Here is a 17,585-nt window from a genome sequence, read left to right as displayed (position 1 = left end):
CCGACCTAACCTGTTACTGCGAAGAGCAACCATGGCCGATCAGAACCATGAACTGCGCAAAGCCGGGCTGAAAGTGACCCTGCCGCGCGTCAAGATCCTTCAGATTCTCGAAAATGCTTCGGGTCAACACCACCTTAGCGCAGAAGAAGTGTATAAAACACTGATTGATGCGGGCGAGGATGTTGGCTTGGCAACCGTTTACCGCGTGCTGACCCAATTTGAGTCAGCCGGTTTGGTAATTCGTCATAATTTTGACGGCGGCCATGCAGTATTTGAGATGACGCAAGAAGACCACCACGACCATATGGTGTGTCTAGAAAGTGGTGAAATCATCGAGTTTCTCGATGACATCATCGAACGACGTCAGCAAGAGATCGCCGAAGAGCACGGCTATGAGCTGGTCGATCATGCCTTGGTACTTTATGTGCGCCCTCGTGGGTCGGACGTAACGCGCCAGGTCAACGTGTCGATCAACAAAAAATAGGCGGCTAGCCCCAGCCAGCTATTTTTTAGCCACAGCCTAAAACCCCCATGCTGCCCCTGTTTAGACAGGAAGCGGGATGGGGGTGTTTTGCGTGGCTAATAATTATCGATGAGGGAACGGGCAGGTGCGATTAATGCGGAGGGCGTTGGCTGGCATGCAGCATTTCGCGAGCGTGCGCCAGCGTTTGGTCGGAAAGCTTTACCCCGCCCAGCATACGGGCAAGCTCGCTGATGCGGCCACGCTCGTCGAGTAACGCCATGTGGGTAAGTGTGGTATCGCGTTTGGCATGCTTTTCTATATGCAGATGCTGATGCGCTTGTGCCGCCACCTGGGGCAAGTGCGTAACGGTCATTACCTGGCCATTTTCGCCCAGCTTGCGCAGCAGCTGACCGACGATTTCCGCCGTGGCGCCTGAAATACCCACGTCCACTTCATCAAATACCAGGCTTGGAATGGTCGAGTGCGAGGCCGCTACCACCTGAATCGCCAAGCTAATGCGCGAAAGCTCGCCGCCAGAGGCAACTTTGGCTAACGGGCGCGCAGGCTGGCCTGGGTTGGCGCTAATTAAAAACTGCACGTTATCCAGACCTTCAGGTGTCGGCGTTTCACGAGCGGAAACCGCTACTTCAAAGCGTGCCTTACCCATCGCCAAGAAAGCCAACTGTTGCTGTACTTCCTTGCCTAGGCGCAGAGCTGCCTTTTGGCGGGCCTCGCTGATCTTCTTCGCGTCGCTGCGGTAGCGTTCACGGCACTCGGCCACCTGGTTGCCCAGCGCCTCAAGGTCATCATCGCTGGCTTCTAGCTGAGCCACTTCCTGCTGAAGTTCTGTATGCAACGTGCAGACTTCTTCTGGCGCCACGTGATGCTTACGCGCTACGCGATGGATATCGGCCAGGCGCTCGTCCACCCAGGCTAAACGCTCAGGGTCAAGCTCAGTGGTGCTGGCAAAGCGGTGCAGCTCGCTGGCGGCTTCTTCCACCTGAATGCGCGCATCGCCCAGCATGGCAAGCGTATTGGCCAGCATGCCTTTATCGCTACCCGGTAGGGCGCTCAAGTGGGCATAGGCCTGATTGAGAAGTGACAGCGCGCCGCCGTCGTCGCTTGCGCAGCAGTCGGCAGCAAGCTGGGTTTCACGCAGGGTTTCTTCAGCGTGGGCAAGCGTTTGCTGCTCTTCTTCCAGCGTCTGCAGTTCGCTTTCGCCGAGGCTTAACTGGTCCAGCTCTTCTAGCTGGTAGCGCAGCAGCTGGCGCTTGGCCTCTACCTCGCTTCCTTCTTCACTGAGTTTTTTGAGCCGCCGCCGGGCAGTGCGCCATTCGCGGTAGGTCTCTGATAGCTGGCTACGCGCTTCATGCAAACCGGCGTAGTCATCCAGCAGGGCCAGATGCACTTCTTCGCGCATTAGCGCCTGGTGAGCATGCTGGCCATGTATCTGTATCAGCTGCTCGCCGAGAGATTTCAGGTCGGTGATCGTTGCAGGCTGACCGTTGATCCATGCTTTTGAGCGGCCGCTTGCCGTCACCACCCGGCGCAGCAGGCACTCATCGGTGGGCAGTTCGCGAGCGGCCAGCCATTCGACGGCCGCGGGCAGGCGCTGAATATCGAAGCGCGCAGAAAGATCGGTGCGCTCACGCCCGTGGCGCACGCTGCCCGCATCGGCGCGTTCGCCAAGGCACAGGCCAAGGGCCCCTAGCAGGATGGATTTGCCTGCACCTGTTTCCCCAGTAATGGCGGTCATGCCGTGGGTCAGGTCAAGCTCAAGGCGGTCGACAATGGCGTAATCTTGAATCGCTAGCTGAGTAAGCATGAGGCCCCCTGAGGCGGTGCGACGCAGAAGCTGGATACTTATCCAATGGTTGTTGTTTTATACAGTAGTCGATAACTCACTTCAATGCCCCTCTTGAGATGGCTTTTATGGCCCCCATATAGCGTGCAGACGTATTTAAAATTTTTTATAAACGCTTTAGTGAAAGCTTTTCTATAGGCATCGCAGGGCCCTTTAGTAAGGCCCCGCCGCATTTTTTAGGAGCATGGCATGGCAAAAGAACCGCAAACTCCGTTAGATGACGAGCTGGCCCGCCAAGAGCAAGAGGCCGACATGACCGATCAAGACGTTGAAGAGCGCCTGATCAATGGCGACCTTGAGGGGCTGATCAATGATGAAGCGCCGCTTGAAGGTAGCCTGAGCAACCCCGAAGCCGAAGTGCTGGCCGCCCAGGTGGAAGAGCTTGAGCAGAGCCTGGCTGAAGCCAAGGATCAGGCGCTACGCGCCGCTGCCGAAGCGCAAAATGTTCGCCGTCGTGCCGAGCAGGAAGCGGATAAAGCGCGCAAATTTGCCTTGGAAAAGTTCGTCAAGGACCTGCTGCCCGTGGTGGATAGTCTGGAAAAGGCTCTTGAGTCCATGCAGGACGGCGCCTCTGATGTACACCGCGAAGGTGTTTCCATGACGCTGAAAATGCAGCTCGACGTGCTTAACCGCTTTGGCGTTGAAAGCATTGAGCCTCAGGGCGAGCCCTTCGACCCCCAGGTGCACGAAGCTATGGCCATGGTACCCAACCCCGAGCTCGAGCCGAACACCGTAATGGATGTGATGCAGAAAGGTTACCTGCTCAACGGCCGTTTGGTTCGCCCGGCGATGGTAGTGGTCAGTCAGAAGGCAAATTAAGCCTTGAGTGGCTAAAAGCGCAAAAAAAGCCCTTGAAAAGTTACTGGCGGCCCCCAGATAAAGGCCAACCCTGCGGGAATTCCCGCAAACGTTTTAAGTATTGAGACAACTGAATTCGAGGTTTTTGCTATGGGACGTATTATTGGTATTGACCTAGGTACCACCAACTCTTGTGTGGCGGTACTTGATGGTGACAGTGCTAAGGTTATCGAAAATGCCGAAGGCGGCCGCACTACGCCTTCCATTATCGCTTACACCGACGATGGCGAAACCCTGGTAGGTCAGGCGGCCAAACGCCAGGCAGTTACCAACCCGGAAAACACCCTGTACGCCATCAAGCGTCTGATCGGCCGTCGCTTCAAGGACGACGTCGTTCAAAAAGACATCAAGATGGTGCCGTACAAGATCGCTGAAGCCGACAACGGTGACGCGTGGGTAGAAGTTAAAGGCAAAAAAATGGCACCGCCGCAGGTAAGCGCGGAAGTGCTGAAGAAAATGAAGAAAACCGCCGAAGACTATCTCGGTGAAGCGGTAACGGAAGCGGTTATCACCGTACCGGCTTACTTCAACGACAGCCAGCGCCAGGCGACCAAAGATGCAGGCCGCATCGCAGGTCTGGACGTTAAGCGTATTATTAACGAGCCGACTGCAGCTGCGCTTGCCTACGGCATGGACAAGTCACGCGGCGATAAAACCATCGCGGTTTATGACCTGGGTGGCGGTACGTTCGATATCTCTATCATCGAAATCGCCGACGTTGAAGGCGAAACCCAGTTCGAAGTACTCGCCACCAACGGCGATACCTTCCTGGGCGGTGAAGATTTCGATTTGGCGCTGATCAACTACCTGGTTGACCAGTTCAAGTCTGACAGCGGTATCGACCTGTCTGGCGACAACCTGGCCATGCAGCGTCTGAAAGAAGCGGCCGAGAAAGCCAAGATCGAGCTTTCCAGCGCCCAGCAGACCGACGTTAACCTGCCCTACATTACTGCCGACAACACTGGCCCGAAACACCTTAACGTTAAGGTGACCCGTGCCAAGCTTGAGTCGCTGGTAGAAGATCTGGTTCAGCGCTCGCTCGAGCCTTGCAAGATGGCCCTGAAAGATGCTGGCCTGTCTGCCTCTGAAATCGACGAAGTGATTCTGGTCGGTGGCCAGACACGTATGCCGATGGTGCAGAAGAAAGCGGCTGACTTCTTCGGTAAAGAAGCGCGTAAAGACGTTAACCCTGACGAAGCGGTTGCCGTAGGTGCAGCGATTCAAGGTGGCGTGCTGGGCGGCGACGTGAAAGACGTACTGCTGCTTGACGTTACCCCGCTGACTCTGGGTATCGAAACCCTGGGTGGCGTGATGACGCCGCTGATCGAGAAGAACACCACCATCCCGACGAAGAAGACCCAAACCTTCTCCACCGCGGATGACAACCAGACGGCCGTGACCATTCATGTCGCCCAAGGTGAGCGCAAGCAAGTGGCGCAGAACAAATCGCTGGGTCGTTTTGACCTGAGCGACCTGCCCCCGGCACCGCGCGGTGTTCCGCAGATCGAAGTGGCATTTGACCTGGATGCCAATGGTATTCTGAACGTTTCAGCTAAAGACAAGGCGACCGGTAAAGAGCAGTCGATTGTCATTAAAGCGTCCAGCGGTCTGTCTGATGAAGAGATCGATCAAATGGTACGCGACGCTGAAGCCCACGCTGACGAAGATAAAAAATTCGAAGCGCTGGTACAGCTGCGTAACCAGGCTGACGGCATGATCCACGCGACGCGCAAAACCGTGCAGGAAGCGGGCGACAAAGCGACGGATGATGAGAAACAGGCTATCGAGACTGCGATCAGCGAGCTGGAAGAAGCCGTCAAAACTGATGACACGGACAACATTCAGCAGAAACTGGATGCACTGACCGAAGCGTCTGGTCAGCTGGCTCAGAAGATGTACGCAGAGCAGGCTGAAGCCGCTCAGCAAGAAGGCGGTGAAGGTGCTGATAACGCCAGCGCCAAGCCGGAAGACGACGTGGTTGACGCCGAGTACGAAGAAGTCAACGACGACAAAAAACAGTAAGATTCTCTTTCTGCCAAGGAAGAAGTTAACGCGGGGGGATACCTCCCGCGTTGCTGTTTCCGCGGCCAAGACGCACATAGTTAGACGCACATGTAAATGTGCCGTTAAGTGCATAGCTAACCAGGAGGCGTAGGACCCATGTCCAAACGCGATTATTACGAAGTCCTGGGTGTCGATAAAGGGGCTGATCAGAAAGAGATCAAAAAGGCCTACCGCCGCCTGGCGCAGAAATTTCACCCTGATCGAAACCCAGACGATAACACCTCCGCGGAAAAATTCCGTGAGGTGTCGGAAGCTTATGAAGTTTTAAGCGACGGCGAGAAACGCGCGGCCTATGATCAATTTGGTCATGCGGGTGTGGATGGCCAGGGCGGCGGCTTCGGCGGCGGTGGTTTTGGTGGGGGTGGCGCTGGCGACTTTAGCGACATCTTCGGCGATGTATTTGGCGATATCTTCGGGGGTGGCGGCGGCCGTCGTCGTGGCCCTAATGCACCCGCTCGTGGCTCGGATCTGCGCTATAACCTGGAGCTTGATCTGGAAAGCGCGGTTGCCGGTACTACGGTGGATATCCGTGTACCACGCCATATTGAATGCGACCGTTGTGATGGCGAAGGCGCCGAGCCTGGCTCTACCAAGGAAACCTGCCCCACGTGCCATGGTCACGGCCAGGTACGCATGCAGCAGGGCTTCTTTGCGGTACAGCAAACCTGCCCGACTTGTCACGGCAGCGGCCAGCACATCAAAGTGCCATGCCACAAATGTAACGGCGAAGGCCGGGTGCGTGAAACGCGTACGCTTTCCGTGAAGATTCCGCCGGGTGTCGATACCGGTGATCGTATTCGTCTGAACGGCGAAGGCGAAAGCGGCGTCAACGGTGGTCCAGCGGGCGATCTGTACGTTCAGGTCTCTATCAAAGCGCACCATATCTTCCAGCGCGATGGTAAGAACCTGCACTGCGACGTGCCGATCAATTTTGTGGATGCAGCCCTCGGTGGCGAGCTTGAAGTACCTACGCTCGATGGCCGCGTTAAGCTCAAGATTCCGCCCGAAACCCAAACCGGCAAGCTCTTCCGCCTGCGCGGCAAAGGTGTGAAGCCTGTTCGCGGCGGCGCGCCGGGCGACTTGCTCTGCAAAGTCGTCATCGAAACACCGGTCAATCTGGGTGACGAGCAGCGCGACCTGCTGCGTAAATTCCAGGAAAGCTTGGAAGGCAGCAATAGCCACAGCCACTCGCCCAAGAAAACCGGCTTCTTCGATAGCGTTAAGAAGTTCTTTGAAGAGATGAAGCCTTGATCCTGACGTAGCGGTAAGCGTTAGGTTCCGCAGACCCTCGGCCCAGGCCGGGGGTTTTTGACGTTTCAGGAACATAAAGCGTAATGGATAGCTTGCAAGAAAGACCTGCCTTGGGTATCTGGCTCAGAATTCTTTCCGGGCTGCTGTTTACCGGCATGCTGGTGTGTATTAAAGCGGTGAGTGATGAAGTGCCGGTGGGGCAGTCGGTGTTCTTCCGCTCACTGTTTGCGTTGTTACCCATCGTGATTTTCCTGGTGATTCGTCGGGAGTTTCCGGGTGGGCTGGCTACACGGCGCCCGCTGGGTCATGCGCTGCGTTCGGGGTTGGGGGCGGCGGCGATGTTTGCTTCATTTGCGGCGGTAGCGCTACTGCCCGTTGCAGAGGCGACGCTGTTGGCTCAGCTAACGCCGGTGTTTATGGCGGTAGGTGGAGTGCTGCTATTGGGCGAGAAGTTCTCGTTCTTCCGAGCAGGCGCCATTGTACTGGCGCTTGCCGGTATGGCGGTGCTGGTATTGCCCGGCCTTGATGCCAGCGCTGAAAGTGGCCAGATGACCGGCTATGCGTTGGGTGCGCTAAGCGCGTTGCTAACGGCGGGGGCACTGCTCACCGTTAGGCGAATTTCGCGCACTGAGACGGCCGCGTCTATCGCCTTTTACTTTATTCTGGTGTCTGCACTCGCGGGGCTGGCCACGTTGCCGCTTGGGTGGGCGGCACTTGATCCTAAGGCGTTTGGGCTTTTGGTGCTCTCGGGGCTGTTTGGCGGGGCGGCGCATATTGCGATGACCCTGGCGCTACGCTATGCCGAAGCGTCGCGGCTTGCACCGTTTGAGTATATCGCGCTGATTTGGCCGGTAGCGGCTGACTGGGTGCTGTTCGGTATCCCGGTATCGAGCAGTTTTCTGTTGGCGCTACCGCTGATGTTGAGCGGGGTGGCGCTTGCCGCCCTGGAGGGGCGGCGGTTTAAACAGCTTCTTCGACGATAAGCTGAGGGCGGCCCTTCAAGCATGGCTCGAAGGGCCGCTACTTTATACGTTTGGCGTAACAAACGCTGGCGTCATCATTTCTTTGCTGGGCACCTTCTCTCATCGCATTAATTCTTCCGTAATCGGCTGTGTGTCTCTGCTCTCTCGCCAAATTCGATGCGGGTGTTGCAGTAACTGGCCACGTCTCCTATGTTTAATAATAGTTAGCAAGTTATCTTATTTGACCGTGTCTAAATGCTGACGGTAATGGCCCGCACTCATTCAACTGCTCCCGCAGGCGGGTCAAGACAATTCAAGGGAACCGTGATGAGCAAGAAAAACGATACCGCCAAGCCTAGCGGTCTGACTCGAAGAGAACTCCTGGGATCTTCGGCAGCGCTTTTAATCGGTGCTTCCAGCCCGGTTCAGGCGTTGACTGTTAGAGGAACGCCCGAGTGGAAACCCCTCTCCAATAATGCCGTGCCGCCGGTTGATACCGATGCGGGTTGGCAATTCTTCACCGACGACGAGGCCGCAACCGTTGAGGCCATTGTTGAACGCCTGATTCCTGCCGACGACCTGAGCATGAGTGGAAAGGACGCTGGCTGCGCGGTATTTATCGATCGTCAGCTGGCGGGTGCCTACGGCGGTTCCGAGCGGCTCTATATGCATGGCCCGTTTCAGGATGGCACGCCCGAACAGGGCGATCAGTCGGCCTTGACTCCGCAGCAGCGCTATCGTCTGGGGCTGGGTGCGCTCAACGATCATTGCCGAAACGAACATGGCGCCACCTTTGCTGAGCTGAGCGCTGAACAGCGTGATCAGTTGTTGACCCAGCTGGAGGGAGAGGAGATTCAGCTCGACGATATCGACACACTGGTATTTTTCGAGATCGTGCTGCAGAACACCATGGAGGGATTCTTTGCCGATCCGTTGTACGGCGGCAATCGCGACATGGTGTCCTGGAAGATGTTGGGCTTTCCGGGTGCCCGCTACGACTACCGCGATTACGTTGAACGACACAATGAAGATCTGGGATTTGAGCCGGTAAGCATCGGCGGCCGTCCTGACTGGCAAGCGTAGGGATACAATTATATGGCAACCAAACTACCTCCCACTGATGCAGTGGTGGTCGGACTCGGCTGGGCTGGCGCAATTATCGCCAATGAACTTGTCGATGCAGGGCTCAAGGTCGTGGGCGTCGAGCGCGGCCCGTGGCGTGATACGGCCAAGGATTTCAATATTGCCTCGGTCACCGATGAGCTACGTTACTCGCAGCGCCAGGAATTGATGCTGCGCACTGCACAGAACACCATCACCATGCGTAACAACCCGTCGCAGACGGCGCTGCCGATGCGCAAGTGGGGCTCGTTTCATCCCGGCAACGGTACTGGCGGCGCGGGCAATCACTGGGCGGGGATCACGTTTCGTTTTCAGCCCGAAGAGTTTCGGCTGCGCAGCCATCTGGAAGAGCGCTATGGGGCGGACTCCATTCCCGAGGAGCTTTCCCTGCAGGACTGGGGAACCGACTGGAGCGAGATGGAACCGTTTTACGATGCCTTCGAGAAGATAGCAGGTACGTCCGGACGAGCGGGTAATCTGGTCAGTGGCAAGCAGGCCGGCGGCAACCCGTTTGAAGGGGCACGGTCAAGCGACTACCCAACCCCGCCACTCAGGCAGCCCTACTCACCGACGCTATTCGCCGAAACGGCACGTGAAATGGGCTATCAGCCGTTCCCGGTGCCGTCGTCGCTGGTTTCGGAGACCTATACCAATCCGCTCGGCGTCACCATGGGGCCGTGTACCTTTTGTGGCTTCTGCACCAACTATGGCTGTGCCAACTACTCCAAGGCCAGCGCCATCACTACGGTACTGCCGGCGCTGATTCGCAAGAACAACTTCGAAGCGCGTACCCACTGCGAAGTGCTGCGAGTCACTACCGACTCCGACGGCCGCCGCGCCACGGGTATCGTCTATGTCGACTCCGCCGGCCGCCAGTGGGAGCAGCCTGCCGAGATCGTGGTCATCGCCGCGTTCACCTTCGAAAATGTGCGCCTGATGCTCACCTCCAATATTGGCGAAGCCTACGATCCGACAACCCGCCGAGGCACGACAGGGCGCAATTACGCCTACCAGACCGCCAATAGCGTGCAGCTCTTCTTCGATGACAAGAATTTCAACCCGTTCATCGGCGCTGGCGCCGTGGGCATGGGCATTGATGAGTTTAACAACGATAACTTCGACCATTCGGGGCTTGGCTTTTTCGGCGGCGGCAGCACCCGGGTAACACCGATCGGCGCGACACCGATCCAGGCACGCCCCACGCCGCCGGGCACGCCACGCTGGGGCTCCCGCTGGAAGCGGGCCACGGTCGACAACTACGCAAGCACCATGTCGATTGGCTGCGAGGCCAGCAACTACTCGTCGCCTAACAACTACCTGTCGCTAGACCCCACCTACCGGGATCGGCTGGGCAGGCCGCTTCTGCGAATCACGTTCGATTTCACCGATAACGATCTCAGAATGGCGCAGTACGTCACCGAGAAGACCGCCGAAATCGCCCGGCGCATGAATCCGCGTGAGATCGTTGCCAGCCCGCGTATCGGCCCCTGGGATGGCCGCCCCTATCAGTCCTCGCATGTGGTTGGCGGCTTCGTTATGGGCGCCGATCCGGGTACCAGTTCGGTGAACAAGTACCTGCAGGTGTGGGACGTGCCCAATCTGTTTGTGGTGGGCGCCTCCGCCTTTCCGCAGAACCCGGGCTACAACCCGACCGGCACGGTAGGTGCGCTGGCCTTTAAAGCTGCCGATGGCATCATCAACCACTACCTGCGTAGTCCCGGGGAGATGATCAGCACATGAAAACGCTTATGGGATTATCGCTTACGGGCGTGGCGCTTCTGCCACTTTCGATATGGGCGGCCAGCACGGAGTATCAGGATATCGAGCGCGGGCGCTATATCAGCGTGCTGGGTGACTGTGCGGCCTGCCATACCGCCGATGACAGCCAGCCATTTTCCGGTGGTGTTGCGCTTGAAACCCCTTTTGGCACGCTGGTGGCGCCTAATATCACGCCCGACCCAGAAACAGGCCTTGGCCGCTGGCGCTACGAAGACTTCAAGGCGGCCATGACCGAGGGTATTGGCAAGGGCGGCTACCATCTTTATCCGGCCATGCCGTATCCGTCTTATACGCTGATGCCCGAGAAGGATATTCATGATCTGTGGTCTTATCTGCAGACAGTCACGCCTGTCGAGAATGATGTGGAAGCCAACCAGCTGCCTTTCCCGTTCAGTATCCGGCAGGTGATGATGGGCTGGAACTGGCTTAACTTCGATGAGAAGACCTTTGAGCCCGACCCTGAGCAGTCGGACGAGATCAATCGCGGCGCCTATCTGGTTGAGAGCCTGGGGCATTGCGGAACCTGCCACACTCCGCGTAATTTCATGGGCGGCGAAGGCGGTGACAAGTTTGCCGGCGCCACCATTGAGGGTTGGTACGCTCCCAATATTACGCCGAATGCGCATATCGGTATTGGTGGTTGGAGCGAAGATGAGCTGGTTGAATATCTGCAAACCGGTGGTAATCGTTTTGACTTCGCCTCAGGGCCGATGGCCGACGAGGTGCACCATTCATCCCAGCACTGGACCGACGACGACCTGTATGCGGTGGCGCGTTATCTGTTGAGTGGGGCAGGCCTTGAGTCAGACGACTGGGATCGCGAGCCGCCCGAGCCGCTATCCGAAGATAACGCCCAGGTCCGGGCTGGCAGCCATATCTACTTTGATCGCTGCTCGGGCTGTCATACGTCTGATGGTGGTGGTGAGTACGGCATCTTCCCGCAGTTGGCGAGCAATCCGGTGGTCAATGGTGATAACACGAGTTCATTGATACGAGTTGTATTGGCCGGCAGCCGCCCGGTTGCTACCGACGCCAAGCCCACGGCACCTGCCATGCCATCGTTTGCCTGGAATCTAAGCGATGAAGAGATCGCCAGCGTACTGACGTTTGTGCGCAACAGCTGGGGAAACGCCGCGGCGGCCGTTTCCCCAGGGGATGTTGCGGATATGCGAGAAGCGCTGACGGGCGAATGATGCTAGCCGCAAGCGCCTTGCAGGAATGAAGCGTTAAACCGCTTCTTCGACGATAAGCTGAGGGCGGCCCTTCGAGCATGGCTCGATGCGTGCCGCCACTTTATACACTTGGCGCAGAAGCTCAGGGGTGATCACTTCTTCAGTAGGGCCGCAGGCGATCAGGCGGCCGTTTTCCAGCACCATGGAAGCGTCGGTAAAGCGCAGCGCATGGCCTAAATCGTGAAGTGCTACCAGAATCAGCATCTGGCGCTCATCCGCCAGGCGGCGTAAGACCGTCAGCAGATTGATCTGGCGATTTAAGTCGAGCGCGGAAGTGGGTTCATCGAGCATCAGAATTTCGGGCTCTTGCACCAACGCCTGGGCGGCGCTCACCAGCTGGCGCTGCCCGCCGCTCAAGTCGCCAATGTCACGCTCGCCAAGCGAGGTGATATTGAGTTCTTCAAGCGCACGGTCAACCTGGGCCAGATCCTCTGGCTGTACTTTCAGGCTGCGCCCCTGCATGCGCGCAAGCAGCACCGATTCATACACCGTGAGTACCGCTTTGGCGCCGGTGTCCTGGGGCATATAGGCCACGGGACGCTCGGCGCTGGTGCCGTTGATGGCCACATTGCCGTCACCTTTGATCAGGCCCAGAATACGCCGGAAAAGCGTTGACTTGCCTGCCGCATTGGGGCCGAGAAGCGCTACCACCTGCCCGCCCTGAAAGCTGGGCGTGGTGATGTCTTCCAGAATAGCGCGGCGTCCGTAGCGGGCCGACACACGGGTTAACTGTAGGGTTACCATGAAGCCTTCTTGTGGTTGAGCACCAGAAACAGGAAGAAGGGAATGCCCACCAGCGAGGTAATGATGCCGATGGGAATAATTGTGCCCGGAATGATGATTTTGGAGATCACCGAGCCAACCGAGAGAATCAGCGCGCCGCAAAGCGCCGAGCCGGGTAGGAAGAAGCGCTGATCTTCACCCAGCAAAATACGTGCAATATGCGGCCCCACCAGGCCGATAAAACCGATAGTGCCCACAAAGGCCACTGCAACCGCGGCAAGCAGTGATACAAGCACCAGTACTTCCAGGCGCAGCGCGCGTGGCTTAACGCCCATGCTTTCGGCTTTGGCATCGCCCAGGCGCATGGCGGTCAGTGCCCAGCCGTGGCGGGCAAGTAGCGGCATTACCGCAGCGAGGATGCCGAGTGCGATCCAGAACTTGGGCCAGGTGGCCTTGGTCAGACTGCCCATGGTCCAGAACACCACCGCCGAAACGGCCTCCTGGCTTGCGAAAAACTGAATCAGCGCCATCAGCGAGTTGAAGATAAACACCATAGCGATGCCGAGCAGTACGATGGTTTCTACCGTAACGCCGCGCTTTAGGCTCAGGGCGTGGATAAGAAACGCCGTGAACATGGCCATGATGAACGCGTTGAGGGGCACCACGAACTCGATGGCGGCGGGCACGATAGCCACGCCAAAGGCAAGCCCTAGCGCCGCGCCAAAGCTTGCGCCAGCGGAAATACCCAGGGTAAACGGGCTCGCCAGTGGGTTGCTTAGAATCGTCTGCATCTGTGCTCCGGCAACGGACAGACTCGCCCCGACCACCAGTGCCATCAACGCCACCGGCATGCGGATTTCCCAGAGAATCACTCGCGCCTGTTGGCTGACGTTTTGAGGGGTGAGCAGGGCGGCGATGACTTCGCCTAAGCTGTAACGCGCAGGGCCCAGCGCCAGGTCGACGCATAGGCTGAAAAACAGCGCGACGACCAGGGCTGCCAAAATCATCTGGCGACGAAATACCTGGCTACGATAAAAGGCGCGCGCTTGAGAGACAGGCGCTGCCGTCGTTGTTTCAGTCATCATTGAGTGATACCCAGTAGCCAGGCTCGTAGTCGATAGGCAGGAAGCGCTCGTGGAGTTCTTCCATGGTGGCTTCGGGGTCCAGGTCCTCAAATAGCTCAGGGTGTAACCACTTGGCTAACTGCTGGATGGCCACAAAATAGTAGGGGCTGTTGTAGAACTGGTGCCAAATCGCATGGAAATTACCCGACTCTACCGCCTGAATGCCCGTCATCGCGGTGCGCCCGGTTAACGCTTCAAGCTTGTCATGGGCGGCCTGCATATCGGCGCCAGGCCCCATGCCCACCCAGTCACCGCCGGGTACGTAGGCGTCCCAGTTGCCGCCGGTTACCACCACGTGTTCAGGGTTGGCGGCAATAATCTGCTCGGGGTTTAGCGTGCCAAAGCTGCCGGGAATAATCCCATCGGCAATGTTGGTACCGCCCGCCAGCGTTACATACTCGCCAAAGTTGCCGGGCCCAAAGCTCATACAGCACTCATCGGAATAGCCGCCGGCGCGGTCGATAAACACGCTGGGCCGCTCAGGATTGGCCTCTTCAATCACATCGGTAACGCGGGCCAACTGAGCCTCGGCGAAGTCGATAAACTCTTCCGCCGCTGCTTCATCACCCATGATCTGGCCCATCAGGCGCATGGAAGGAATGGTGTGTTCGATCGGGTCTTCGCGAAAATCGACATACACAATCGGAATGCCCAATTGGCCAAGCTTGTCATCGTAAGCGGCATCTTCGGTGGCCGCCTTGGCTTCAAGGTTCATAAAGACGATGTCAGGGGTAAGCGACGCGGCCTGTTCGACATCGAAGGTACCGTCTTTAAAGCCGCCAAACGTGGGCAGTTCTTCGATCTCGGGAAAACGTTCGGCATAGCGCGCGTAGTTATCGGGGTCTGCCTGGGAAAAATCTTCACGCCAACCAACGATATGCGAAAAAGGCGCTTCCGGCTCCAGCAGGCCAAGCAAATAAATTTGCCGCCCTTCACCCAAAATAACCCGCTCGGCGGGGCCATCAAGCGTGACCTGGCGACCGGTAATGTCGGTCACTGTGATGCTGTCAGCCGCGGCATTCGTGCAGCTTATAACGGCTGCCGTGCCAATCAGCGTTTTTAAAAAAGGGAAGGTCATGGGCGTATTCATCACTTATGGATAGACGGGGCCGCTGGGGTATCTCACGCGCAAACTGATGGCAGCGCTAACCACATCGACGCGGTATAAAAATTTTTGAATATAATTCGCATTCGCATGTTTGGGCATTATCATGGAATCCAGTTTAACTGTCGAGATGGCGACCGCTTGATCATCGTGTTTGAAGGTGATGAACGCCTTGTTGCGCTATCGTTTCATTAAGTATTGGGCAGCTAATAACGTTCCTCCTATGCTAGCCCTGTTATTTCTTATCCAATGGAGAATCCGTTATGCCGTTATCGCGTGCTGAAATTGAGACTACGTCCGGTGAGCGTATTATCAACCGGCTGTGCAAGCACTGGGCACATAAGCTGGAGGTTGAACACAGCCAGCAGGATGGCAAGATTGTATTCCCTGACAAGGGCACCTGCCTGCTGCACGCCGAAGCTGACAAGCTGACGGTGTCAATCGAAACGCTGGAAGAAGAGCATCTCGACCAGTTGGAAGGCGTAGTGGAAAGCCATCTGGTACGGATGGCGAAGGATGAAGAGCTGGTTATCGTGTGGCAAAACTAGCCTGCCGTTAGCGCGGATTCGCGCGAGGCGTCTGGTATAATCATCGCCCAGTTAATGCATGTTTGATAAGGCATTGCCCGATTCGACGTAACACATCGCAAAACGCAGGAGTTCGCATGACCCGAGTTGCCATTGTAGGCGTGGCTGGCCGTATGGGCCGTACGTTGGTAAACGCTGTAGAACAGGAGGCTGACGCCACTCTGGCAGGCGGTATTGTCGAACCAGGCAGCTCCCTGGCAGGGGCGGACATTGGTGAGCTGGCGGGCGTTGGCAAGCGCGGCGTTAACGCCGTGGATTCGTTAAGCGCCATTGTCGATGACTTCGATGTGCTGATCGATTTCACTGCCCCGCAGGTCACGCTGGCTAATCTGGCATTCTGTGCCGAGCACGGCAAACGCATGGTAATTGGTACCACGGGAATGAGCGATGACGAGCTCGCGCAGCTGGATAGCTATCGTGACAAGGTGGCGATGGTGTTTGCCCCCAACATGAGCGTGGGCGTCAACCTGACCCTGAAGCTTCTGGAAACCGCAGCGAAAGCGCTGGGCGATGAAGGCTACGATATCGAAATCATCGAGTCGCATCACCGCCATAAGGTCGATGCGCCCTCCGGGACGGCGATTAAAATGGGCGAAGTGGTAGCTGAAAGCATTGGCCGCACTTTGAAAGAGCACGGCGTGTTTGAACGTGTAGGTCAGTGCGGGCCACGTACCGATAAAGAGATCGGCTTTGCCACCGTTCGCGCGGGCGATATCGTCGGCGAGCATACGGTGATGTTTGCAACCGAAGGCGAGCGCATCGAAATTACCCACAAGGCCTCCAGCCGAATGACGTTTGCCAAAGGCGCCGTACGCGCGGCGCGCTGGGTCGCAAGCCAGCAGCCCGGCCGCTACGATATGCAGGATGTATTAGGCCTGGAATAAAGAGGCATGCATCGGCCTGCTCTCAAGTATTTTTACGCTTTAATGGTAATTAATAGCTAATCCAGGGGTAGTCGGCGGGGCCCGAATCCTGTAACATTTCAAAAATTTTGGCCGGGTGGCTTAGAAAACTCAGACGGCGCGCTTGTTGCGTTGGCCAACCCACAGCCTGCCCCGACCGCTCGGCTATTTGCTTTAAATGAGCGGCTCTGAAGGGTATAGAACAACAAGCGGGATGAAACCGATTTTTTTATCGGCTTCGTCCCGCTTTTTTACGACCCGAGTTTTAATCACGCTCAAGCGTACGGGTTGTGGATAACGAAGTAATTGCTGAGCCTGCGCCCACAGGCTCCCACCAGCATGGGAGGATCTTGACTTGAATAACCCCGCATTAAGCAAACCCGCGATATTGGCCCTGGAAGACGGTAGCGTGTTTCATGGAATCGCCATCGGCGCGGATGGATTAACAAGCGGTGAGGTGGTGTTCAATACGGCCATGACCGGCTATCAAGAGATCCTCACTGATCTTTCTTATACCCGCCAGATCGTCACGCTAACGTACCCGCATATCGGCAATACCGGCGTTAATGCCGAAGATGTCGAATCAGCATCGATTGCGGCCGCTGGACTGATCATCCGTGATCTTCCTTTGATGGCCAGCAGCTTCCGCTCGGAACAAACCCTGTCGGATTACCTGAAAAGCCAGAACGTGCTGGGCATCGCGGATATCGATACCCGCCGCCTGACGCGTATTTTGCGCGATAAAGGCGCGCAGAATGGCGCGATCCTGGCCGGTGCCGATGCCCAAGGCGATGACGCCGTTGAGCGCGCGCTGGCGGCGGCCAAGGCTTTCCCGGGTCTTAAGGGCATGGATCTGGCCAAAGAGGTTTCCTGTAAAGAAGCTTACGAGTGGACAGAGGGGGAGTGGACGCTGGGCGAAGGCTACGCCGATACCACTAAAGGCGAGCGCCCTTACCACGTGGTGGCTTACGATTACGGCGTCAAGTTTAATATTCTGCGCATGCTGGCCGCCCGCGGCTGCCGCTTGACGGTGGTGCCTGCACAAACGCCCGCAGCTGAGGTGCTGGCGATGAATCCGGACGGCGTTTTCCTGGCCAACGGCCCAGGTGATCCCGAGCCCTGCGACTACGCCATCAAGGCCATTCAGGACGTACTTGAAACCGATACTCCGGTGTTCGGTATCTGCCTGGGTCACCAGCTGCTGGCGCTTGCCTCGGGTGCCAAGACCGTCAAGATGAGCCACGGCCACCACGGTGCCAACCACCCGGTGCAGGACCTGGATGCCGGCACGGTGATGATCACCAGCCAGAACCACGGCTTTGCCGCCGACGAAGCGAGTCTGCCCGCTAACCTGCGTGCCACTCATCGCTCGCTGTTTGACGGCACGCTGCAGGGCATCGAACGTACCGACCGGCCTGCGTTCAGCTTCCAGGGTCACCCCGAGGCAAGCCCCGGCCCGCGCGATGTGGCACCGTTGTTTGATCGCTTCGTCGCGATGATGCAGGCACGCCGCTAACCCGCGCTCCTGCTTCATCACTGTATGCCGCTT

At 57.4% G+C, this 17,585-nt stretch carries 15 protein-coding genes; 11 read left to right on the top strand and 4 right to left on the bottom strand.

The features are described 5' to 3' along the window. Window positions 1-31: 31 nt before the first annotated feature. Window positions 32-484, top strand: a complete 453-nt coding sequence (fur, locus tag D467_RS0111025) for a ferric iron uptake transcriptional regulator (RefSeq protein ID WP_018917582.1) — start codon at window positions 32-34, stop codon at window positions 482-484. A 130-nt stretch (window positions 485-614) separates the two neighbouring features. Here fur and recN read toward each other — a convergent pair whose 3' ends face one another. After that, window positions 615-2,288 (bottom strand): DNA repair protein RecN, encoded by a 1,674-nt coding sequence (gene recN / locus D467_RS0111020; protein ID WP_018917581.1) that lies wholly within the window; start codon window positions 2,286-2,288, stop codon window positions 615-617. A 228-nt stretch (window positions 2,289-2,516) separates the two neighbouring features. On the opposite strand from recN, the gene grpE reads away from it, so the two are divergent. The 7 genes from grpE (at window position 2,517) to D467_RS0110985 (ending at window position 11,556) form a co-directional block, all read left to right on the top strand. Beyond that, on the top strand, window positions 2,517-3,146 hold the full coding sequence (gene grpE, locus D467_RS0111015) for a nucleotide exchange factor GrpE (protein WP_018917580.1): 630 nt from the start codon (window positions 2,517-2,519) through the stop codon (window positions 3,144-3,146). Between the two features lie 129 nt (window positions 3,147-3,275). After that, window positions 3,276-5,207: a molecular chaperone DnaK gene (gene dnaK, locus D467_RS0111010; RefSeq protein WP_018917579.1), complete on the top strand. Its 1,932-nt coding sequence runs from the start codon at window positions 3,276-3,278 to the stop codon at window positions 5,205-5,207. A 138-nt stretch (window positions 5,208-5,345) separates the two neighbouring features. After that, on the top strand, window positions 5,346-6,500 hold the full coding sequence (gene dnaJ / locus D467_RS0111005; protein ID WP_018917578.1) for a molecular chaperone DnaJ: 1,155 nt from the start codon (window positions 5,346-5,348) through the stop codon (window positions 6,498-6,500). An 83-nt stretch (window positions 6,501-6,583) separates the two neighbouring features. Continuing rightward, a complete protein-coding gene (locus tag D467_RS0111000; protein WP_018917577.1) occupies window positions 6,584-7,483 on the top strand; it encodes a DMT family transporter in 900 nt (299 codons plus the stop codon). A 306-nt stretch (window positions 7,484-7,789) separates the two neighbouring features. Next, entirely contained in the window at window positions 7,790-8,545 is a 756-nt protein-coding gene (locus D467_RS0110995) for a gluconate 2-dehydrogenase subunit 3 family protein (RefSeq protein ID WP_018917576.1), read from the top strand. Between the two features lie 12 nt (window positions 8,546-8,557). Further along, a complete protein-coding gene (locus tag D467_RS0110990; RefSeq protein WP_018917575.1) occupies window positions 8,558-10,324 on the top strand; it encodes a GMC family oxidoreductase in 1,767 nt (588 codons plus the stop codon). Further along, a complete protein-coding gene (locus tag D467_RS0110985) occupies window positions 10,321-11,556 on the top strand; it encodes a c-type cytochrome (RefSeq protein ID WP_018917574.1) in 1,236 nt (411 codons plus the stop codon). The genes D467_RS0110990 and D467_RS0110985 overlap by 4 nt, the downstream gene beginning before the upstream one ends. 33 nt (window positions 11,557-11,589) lie before the next feature. Here D467_RS0110985 and D467_RS0110980 read toward each other — a convergent pair whose 3' ends face one another. The 3 genes from D467_RS0110980 to D467_RS0110970 are packed head-to-tail and all read right to left on the bottom strand — an operon-like array spanning window position 11,590 to window position 14,520. Then, window positions 11,590-12,339, bottom strand: coding sequence for an ABC transporter ATP-binding protein (locus D467_RS0110980; RefSeq protein WP_018917573.1), 750 nt, complete (start codon window positions 12,337-12,339; stop codon window positions 11,590-11,592). Next, window positions 12,333-13,400, bottom strand: coding sequence for a FecCD family ABC transporter permease (locus D467_RS0110975; RefSeq protein WP_018917572.1), 1,068 nt, complete (start codon window positions 13,398-13,400; stop codon window positions 12,333-12,335). Before D467_RS0110975 ends, D467_RS0110980 begins: the two co-directional genes overlap by 7 nt. Continuing rightward, window positions 13,393-14,520, bottom strand: coding sequence for an ABC transporter substrate-binding protein (locus D467_RS0110970; RefSeq protein WP_018917571.1), 1,128 nt, complete (start codon window positions 14,518-14,520; stop codon window positions 13,393-13,395). The genes D467_RS0110975 and D467_RS0110970 overlap by 8 nt, the downstream gene beginning before the upstream one ends. Window positions 14,521-14,810: 290 nt before the next feature. Between D467_RS0110970 and D467_RS0110965 the strand changes: the two genes are divergently transcribed. The 3 genes from D467_RS0110965 (at window position 14,811) to carA (ending at window position 17,552) form a co-directional block, all read left to right on the top strand. Further along, window positions 14,811-15,095 carry a DUF2218 domain-containing protein gene (locus tag D467_RS0110965; RefSeq protein WP_018917570.1) on the top strand — a complete coding sequence of 95 codons (285 nt, stop codon included), beginning with the start codon at window positions 14,811-14,813 and terminating at the stop codon, window positions 15,093-15,095. Window positions 15,096-15,211: 116 nt separating this feature from the next. Further along, window positions 15,212-16,018, top strand: a complete 807-nt coding sequence (gene dapB / locus D467_RS0110960; RefSeq protein ID WP_018917569.1) for a 4-hydroxy-tetrahydrodipicolinate reductase — start codon at window positions 15,212-15,214, stop codon at window positions 16,016-16,018. Between the two features lie 373 nt (window positions 16,019-16,391). Then, entirely contained in the window at window positions 16,392-17,552 is a 1,161-nt protein-coding gene (gene carA, locus D467_RS0110955) for a glutamine-hydrolyzing carbamoyl-phosphate synthase small subunit (protein ID WP_018917568.1), read from the top strand. Window positions 17,553-17,585 lie beyond the last annotated feature (33 nt).

This window comes from Vreelandella zhanjiangensis DSM 21076, assembly GCF_000377665.1.
Lineage (GTDB): Bacteria > Pseudomonadota > Gammaproteobacteria > Pseudomonadales > Halomonadaceae > Vreelandella > Vreelandella zhanjiangensis.
Note: the sequence above shows the minus strand (reverse complement) of the source record. Positions and strands in the feature narration are given on the sequence as shown.